Source organism: Phaeospirillum tilakii (genome assembly GCF_042683125.1).
Taxonomy (GTDB): domain Bacteria; phylum Pseudomonadota; class Alphaproteobacteria; order Rhodospirillales; family Magnetospirillaceae; genus Phaeospirillum; species Phaeospirillum tilakii.
Genome location: NZ_JBHUIY010000018.1, coordinates 71,313 through 78,395, shown reverse-complemented (window position 1 = coordinate 78,395; position 7,083 = coordinate 71,313). Strand labels below are relative to the sequence as shown.

Annotated in this window: 6 protein-coding genes; 3 read left to right on the top strand and 3 right to left on the bottom strand. The window is 69.0% G+C overall.

Translation table 11 applies throughout. The features are described 5' to 3' along the window. The first annotated feature begins 147 nt into the window (after positions 1 to 147). Genes ACFSNB_RS10595 through ACFSNB_RS10585 form a run of 3 tightly spaced genes read left to right on the top strand, consistent with a single transcriptional unit; the run spans position 148 to position 988 of the window. Positions 148 to 447 carry a hypothetical protein gene (locus tag ACFSNB_RS10595; RefSeq protein WP_377316285.1) on the top strand — a complete coding sequence of 100 codons (300 nt, stop codon included), beginning with the start codon at positions 148 to 150 and terminating at the stop codon, positions 445 to 447. A 5-nt stretch (positions 448 to 452) separates the two neighbouring features. Beyond that, a complete protein-coding gene (locus ACFSNB_RS10590; protein WP_377316283.1) occupies positions 453 to 701 on the top strand; it encodes a hypothetical protein in 249 nt (82 codons plus the stop codon). A 14-nt stretch (positions 702 to 715) separates the two neighbouring features. Continuing rightward, a complete protein-coding gene (locus ACFSNB_RS10585; RefSeq protein WP_377316281.1) occupies positions 716 to 988 on the top strand; it encodes a hypothetical protein in 273 nt (90 codons plus the stop codon). Between the two features lie 534 nt (positions 989 to 1,522). On the opposite strand, the gene ACFSNB_RS10580 is transcribed toward ACFSNB_RS10585, so the two are convergent. The 3 genes from ACFSNB_RS10580 to ACFSNB_RS10570 all read right to left on the bottom strand — a co-directional run bounded on the left by ACFSNB_RS10580 (position 1,523) and on the right by ACFSNB_RS10570 (position 7,078). Then, positions 1,523 to 1,990, bottom strand: a complete 468-nt coding sequence (locus tag ACFSNB_RS10580) for an Hsp20/alpha crystallin family protein (protein ID WP_377316279.1) — start codon at positions 1,988 to 1,990, stop codon at positions 1,523 to 1,525. Between the two features lie 298 nt (positions 1,991 to 2,288). After that, positions 2,289 to 4,238: a diguanylate cyclase domain-containing protein gene (locus ACFSNB_RS10575; RefSeq protein WP_377316277.1), complete on the bottom strand. Its 1,950-nt coding sequence runs from the start codon at positions 4,236 to 4,238 to the stop codon at positions 2,289 to 2,291. A 185-nt stretch (positions 4,239 to 4,423) separates the two neighbouring features. Then, positions 4,424 to 7,078, bottom strand: a complete 2,655-nt coding sequence (locus tag ACFSNB_RS10570) for a valine--tRNA ligase (RefSeq protein WP_377316275.1) — start codon at positions 7,076 to 7,078, stop codon at positions 4,424 to 4,426. Between the last annotated feature and the right edge of the window lie 5 nt (positions 7,079 to 7,083).

Here is a 7,083-nt window from a genome sequence, read left to right as displayed (position 1 = left end):
CCGGTCAGGTCGGCGCCCGCGCCCAGCGCATCGCCGCGCTGATCCGGCAGGGGTGACGCAACCGGATCCGAAAACCGCCCCGATCTGTCAACCACGCCGCCCGGCATCCCGCCCGGCGGCTTTTTTGTGCCTGGAGGACACCGCACCATGCCCCGCATCATCATCATGACCATGATCGCCGCCGGCCTGCTTGCCGGCTGCACCGACGCCCAGGTCGCCAAGCTCAAGACCGTCGCCACGGCGGCCTGCAAGGTGGACGCGGTCGCGCAGCCGATCGCCGCGACCGTCGGCACCGACATCGCCAACCTGTCGGGCTATGCCGACGAGGCCGCGCTGGCCGCCGCGATCGATGCCCGGGCCCACACCGCCATCCAGCAGGCCTGCGCCGGCATCGGCGGCACGGTCGCCGGCGAGGTGTCCACCTCGACCACCACCGCGACGGAGTGACCGTCATGTCCCGCCTGTCCCGCTGGCTGGAAGCCCGCCTGTCCGAGCGCTCGACCTGGGTCGGGCTCGGCGGCGCGCTCGCCACCGGCCTCGCCACCGTCGGCAGCTACCTTGATCCGGTCACCGCCAAGATGATCGCCGCCGCGGTGATCGCCGCCGGGGCCGTCGCTGCGGTTATGCCGAGCGGCGGCACGTCCGCAAACCCTCCCCCCGCCGGGCCGTCGGATGGTCCCGCCGACCCGGCCCAACCCTGACAGGAGACCCTGCCATGCCGATGCTGATTCCCAACAACGAACCGCGCCGGATTCCGCTCGCCTTCGCCGCCGCCGATGGCAGCGAAGCCGCGCCGCCCTCCGACCCGACCTTCGCCAGCGCCACCGGCAAGGTCACCTTGGCCTATGCGGATGGCGTGCTGACCATCACCCCGCTCGGCGAGATCGGCACCGACACCATCACCGCCGCCGGTCTCGCCGGCAGCCTCGACGTGACCCTGACCGCCCCGGCCGCCAAGGTCAACTTCGGCGGCCAGGACGCGGCCTGAACGCCCGGGCGCCGCCTGCATAGGCGGCGCCCGCATAGGCTGCTTCGCACGTCCTTATCCGGCGTCCTGTTGTTTAGCACCCCGTCTGTAAGCTGCTGATTTCAAGCGCATGGAACAGACCGTGAAAGGTGCTAAAGACCGTTGAGGCAAAACGGAAAACGTATAATTTACACGCAGGATGTCGGCGGTTCGAACCCGTCACCGCCCACCATGTTTCTCCGCGCGCGCGGCCGTTTCCTGGCATTTCGGCAAGATCATCCCCCCGCCCCCCGGCAGTGGGATCAGATCGATTCCGCCAGGAACACCGCGACGATGCACAAGAAGATCACCAACAGCACCAGCTGTTCGATCAGCCGGACGATTCCCAGGGTGGAATAGTTCATGGCGGCCCTCCTCCCCTCCGATGATTGCTTGCGGTCACAAGGCGATGCTATCGCCCGACTGTGTCGGAAACATGTCCGAGCGGGACGGAGCCGGTAACAAACGGTAGCGGGCGGGACCGGCCCACCGCCAGCCCCGCCCCCCCCATCTCGATCAGCCGTTGATGGTGATCCGCCGCGCGGTCCGCTCCGCCTCCGGCTTCTTGGCGATGGTCAGCGTCAGCACGCCGTTCTGGAAGGTGGCGGCGATCCGCTCGGGATCGATGTCCGGCCCGAGCTGGACCGACCGGCGGAACTGGCCCTGCCACCGCTCGCGGTAGCCCGGCCCCTCGCTTTCGGTCTTCTTCTCGCCCTTGATCACCAGCACCCCGTCCTCCAGGGTGATCTCGATGTCCTTCTGGTCGAGCCCGGGCAGTTCGGCGGTCACCTTGACCTCCGCCCCGGCATCGATCACATCGAGCTGCGGCCAGCCGGCGGCCACCGCCGCCCCGCCCGCCGCCGCCGGCAGGAAATCGTCAAACAGCCGGTCGATCTCCTGTTGCAGGCCAAGCCACGGATTGAACGCCGCCCCGGCCTTCACGCCACGCCCCCGCGACCAGGGGACCAGAGATTTGACGTCCATGGTTTCCCTCCATCGGTTCGGGACCCGATGCGTCCCACTCCGATTCAACTAATGGGAAACAACCCGGCGTCAAGGCCGCGTCGGCAAAAAGTTGGCGGGCTGCCGCCCGCACCCGCTTGGGGCGCAAAGCTCCCCAAACCCCTCCCTTTTTTTGGGGGGTCCTGGATGCGCGGATCAAGTCCGCGCATGACGGAAAGGACGGGGGCCGTCCGTCCCTGATGACCCATTTTCTTGAAAACAAAGGGGGTCCGGGGCATCGCCCCGGCGGGTCGCGGGCAGCGCCCGCGTAACAGGCGGGTCAGACCGCCTCGGCGGTGGAGGGGGACTCGGCGATTTCGTGGGCGAACAGCACGCTGTTCTTGCCCCGGCGTTTGACCGCGTACATCGCCTGATCGGCGCGGGTCAGCAGGGTCTGGCCATCGCCGCCATCCTCGGGGAACAGGGCGACGCCGATCGAGCCGCGCACCTCGGCGCGGTGGCCGTCGAGCAGGAACGGCTGGGCCAGTTGGTCGAGCAGCTTGCGGGCGACCAGGGCCGGCTCGTCGCGGCCACGGATGCCCTGGAGGATCACCACGAACTCGTCACCACCGAGGCGGGCCAGCGTGTCGCTGGCGCGCATACAGCCGGACAGGCGGTCGGCGGCCTGTTGCAGCAATTCGTCGCCGGCGGCGTGGCCGAGGCGGTCATTGACCGCCTTGAAGCCGTCGAGATCGAGGAACATCACCGCGAACGGCTTGCTTTCGCGCCGGGCCTGACCGACCACCTGGCTGAGGCGGTCGAGGAACAGCGAGCGGTTGGGCAGGCCGGTCAGCGGGTCGTAATTGGCCTGACGCCAGATCACCGCCTCGTCTTCCTTGCGGTGGGTGATGTCGGAGAACACCGCGACGTAATGGCTGACCAGCCCGCTCGGCTCGCGGATCACCACCACCGACAGCCACTCGGCGAACAGGTCGCCCGATTTGCGCCGGTTCCAGATCTCGCCCGACCACGAGCCGCGATGCAGCAGGGTTTGCCACATCTCCTGATAGAACTCGGGATCGTGGCGGCCGGATTTCAGCAGGGCCGGGGCGTGGCCCAGCACCTCGTCGCGGTCATATTCGGTGATGCGGGTGAAGGCCGGGTTGACGAAGATGATGGTGTTGGCGGCGTCGGTGATCATCACCGCCTCGTTGAGGGTCTCCAGCACCTTGGCGGCGAGCAGGATCTGTTGTTCCGCCGCCTTGCGCTCGGTGATGTCGTAGATCCAGGCGAGGTTGACCGGCTCGCGCTCGAAATCGGTCGAGCGGATGGTCAGCAGGCTCCAGAACGGCTTGCCGTCGCGGCGGCGGAACTCGACCTCGGCCCCGTCGATGCGGCCGTCGCGGCGCAAATCGGCCAACACGGCGCGGCGCTGGGTCTCGTCGACGTAATTGTCGCGCGCCGGGGCGCCGAGGATCTGCTCCGCCTTCATCCCGACGATCTCGGCGAAGCGGGCATTGACGAAGACGATGCGGCCGTCGCGCCGGCGCGACACCGACACCCCGATCGGGCTTTCCTCCAGGATCCGGCGCAGCCGCTGCTCGCTGTCGCGCAGGGCGCTTTCCGCCTCCCGCCGTTCCGAAAAATCGGCGCGCAGCCGCTCGACCATCGGGTGAAACACCCCGAACGCCGACACCAGCAGCACGCCGAGCGCCACCAGCAGCCCGGCCGCCTGCAACGCCATCATTTCGCGCATCCGCGCCTGACTGACCTGACGGAAACGCTGATCGAGCCCGTCGAACGCCTCCAGCAACGGCCCCTCGGCGGTGTCCGACAGCGCCGCCAGCGCCGGATCGTCGCCGCCGAGGCCGTGACCGCGCCGCTGCACCGTCCGGCCGAGGTCGAGGAAGCGGCCGAGATCGCGGTCAAGCCGCGCCGCCAGCTCCTCGCCGGATTCGCGCCCGGTGGCCGGAGGCAGGCCGCGCACCGCCGCGATCAGGGCGGAGCGGTCGCGTTCGAACGCGTCGAGACTGGTGCCGAGCAGGGTCACCCCGGCGGCCAGATCGGCTTCCGCCTCGGCCGCGGCCACCCGGTTGGCGGCAAAGGCCACCCGCGCCACCAGCGCGCGCTCGCCGCCGACCAGGCTGACCCGTTCGAGTCCGTCCTCGGCGCTCGACAGGCTGTCGGTGACCGCCAGGAACGACAGCAGGGCCAGAATCCCCAGCACCACCAGCACCGCGACATAGCGGATGGTCAGATCCCTGGTGACACGTTCGCCCTGTTCCGCCATGCCCCGCTCGCGCCAGCCCCCCGGTTCGTGCCGCTGCTCCAACCGGTGATAGCACGAATGGCCAGGATCGCGCGAGTGTAACGCTTAAGGAGTGCGGAAGAAGGGGGCGGAGGGCCTGTGGCCCTCCCCGGGGATCGCCAAGGGGCGGGCGCCCCTTGGCCGGCGTCAGCCCCTCCCCTGCCCGCTCAGCCGAGCCGGCCGAGCGCCTCGCGCAGACGCGCCGCCGAGGCCGACCAATCGTCGCGGCGCTCGCGCTGCTCCGCCACCACCTCTTCGGGGGCGCGGGCGATGAAGTCGGCATTGCCGAGCTTCTTGTCGACCTTGGCGATCTCGCCTTCGAGCTTGGCCAGCTCCTTGGCGAGACGGGCGCGTTCGGCGGCGATGTCGATGATGGCGCCGAGCGGCATCACCAGGGTGGCCTCGTCCACCACCATCTGCGCCGCCCCGCTGCGGTGGGCATCAAGCGCGCCGGCCTCGATCGCGGTGATCGAGGCGCAACGGGCCAGCCGCCGCAGCAATTCGCCGTGGGTGACCAGCCAGCCGGCCCGCTCGGGGGCCAGCCCGGCCACCAGCAGTTCGACCTGGGCCGAGGGCGGCACGTTCATTTCCGACCGCACCCCGCGCACGGTCGAGACCACCCGCACCACCCAGTCCATCTCGGCCTCGGCGGCGGGATCGGCCAGCCCGTCGAGCGCCGGCCAGGACTGGAGCATCAGTTCGGCCCCGCCCCGGTCGGCCAGCTGCTGCCACAGTTCCTCGGTGATGAACGGCATCAGCGGATGGAGGATGTGGAGGATCTGATCGAGCACCCAGGCGGCGGTGGCGCGGGTCTCGGCCTGGGCCGCCGCGTCGGCGCCGGCCAGGATCGGCTTGGCGAATTCGAGGTACCAGTCGCAGAAGGTGCCCCAGACGAAATGATACGAGCCCAGCGCCGCCGCGTCGAAGCGATAGCCGGCGAGCGCGGCATCGACCTTGGCGGCGGTCTCGGCGGTCTTGGCGACGATCCAGCGATTGACGGTCTCCTTAACCGCCTTGGGATCGAAGCCCGGCACCACCGCGCACTGGTTCATCTGACAGAAGCGGGCGGCGTTCCACAGCTTGGTGGCGAAGTTGCGGTAGCCCTCGACCCGGCTCTCGGCCAGCTTGACGTCGCGCCCCTGCGCCGCCAGCGCGGCCAGGGTGAAGCGCAGCGCGTCGCAGCCGTATTTTTCGATCAGGTTGAGCGGGTCGATGATGTTGCCCTTCGACTTGCTCATCTTCTGGCCCTTCTCGTCGCGGACCAGGGCATGGATGTAGACGTCGCGGAACGGCACCTCGCCCATGAAATGCAGCCCCATCATCATCATCCGGGCCACCCAGAAGAAGATGATGTCAAAGCCGGTGACCAGCACGTCGCCGGGATAATAGCGGGCCAGTTCCGGGGTCTGGTCGGGCCAGCCCAGGGTCGAGAACGGCCACAGCGCCGAGGAGAACCAGGTGTCGAGCACGTCCGAGTCCCGCACCAGCGCGGTGGCGGCGCCGTAATGGGCGTCGGCCTGGGCCTGGGCCTCGGCCGCGCTCTCGGCGACGAACACCGTGCCGTCGGGGCCGTACCACGCCGGCACCTGATGGCCCCACCAGATCTGGCGCGAGATGCACCAGGGCTGGATGTTGCGCATCCACTCGAAATAGGTGTTTTCCCAATGCTTGGGGACGAAGCGGGTGCGGCCGGATTCGACCGCCTCGATCGCCGGCTTGGCCAGGGTGGCGGCATCGACGAACCACTGGTCGGTCAGCCACGGCTCGATCACCACCCCGGAGCGGTCGCCGTAGGGGACCATGTGGGTGTGCGGCTCGATCCGGTCGAGCAGGCCGAGCGCCTCCATCTCCGCCACCACCTGCTTGCGGGCGTCGTAGCGGTCGAGGCCGCGATAGGCCTCGGGCACCTCGTCATTGGTGCGGGCGTCGCGGTCGAAGATGTTGTAGAGCGGCAGATTGTGGCGCTGGCCGACGGCGAAGTCGTTGAAATCGTGGGCCGGGGTGATCTTGACCGCGCCGGTGCCCTTGGTCGGGTCGGAATAGGAATCCGCCACGATCGGAATCAACCTTCCGACGATCGGCAGGCGGACGAACTTGCCGACCAGAGCGGTGTAACGCTCATCCTCGGGATGGACCGCCACCGCGCTGTCGCCCAGCATGGTCTCGGGCCGGGTGGTGGCGACGGTGATGAAGGTGTCCGCCATCCCCTCGACCGGGTAGCGGAAGTGCCACATGTGGCTCTTGACCTCGCGCTGCTCGACCTCAAGGTCGGAGATCGCGGTGTGCAGCTTGGGGTCCCAGTTGACCAGCCGCTGGGCGCGGTAGATCAGCCCCTCGCGGTAGAGGGTGACGAACACCTTGCGCACCGCCTTGGACAGGCCCTCGTCCATGGTGAAGCGTTCGCGCGGCCAGTCGAGCGAGGCGCCGAGGCGGCGGAGCTGGCGGGTGATGGTGCCGCCGGATTCGCCCTTCCACTGCCACACCCGCTCGATGAAGCGGTCGCGGCCGAGATCGTGGCGGGTGACGCCTTCCGCCTCCAGCTTGCGCTCGACCACCATCTGGGTGGCGATGCCGGCATGGTCGGTGCCGGGCTGCCACAGCGCGTCGCGCCCGGTCATCCGCCGGTGGCGGATCAGGCTGTCCTGGAGGGTGAAGGTCAGGGCATGACCCATGTGCAGGCTGCCGGTGACGTTCGGCGGCGGGATCATGATGGTGTAGGGATCGCGGTCGGAATCGACATGGGCGGCGAACGCCCCGGCCTCCTCCCAGCGTTGGTAATGTTTCGGCTCGACGTCGGCGGGACGGTAGGTCTTGTCCAGCATGGTGC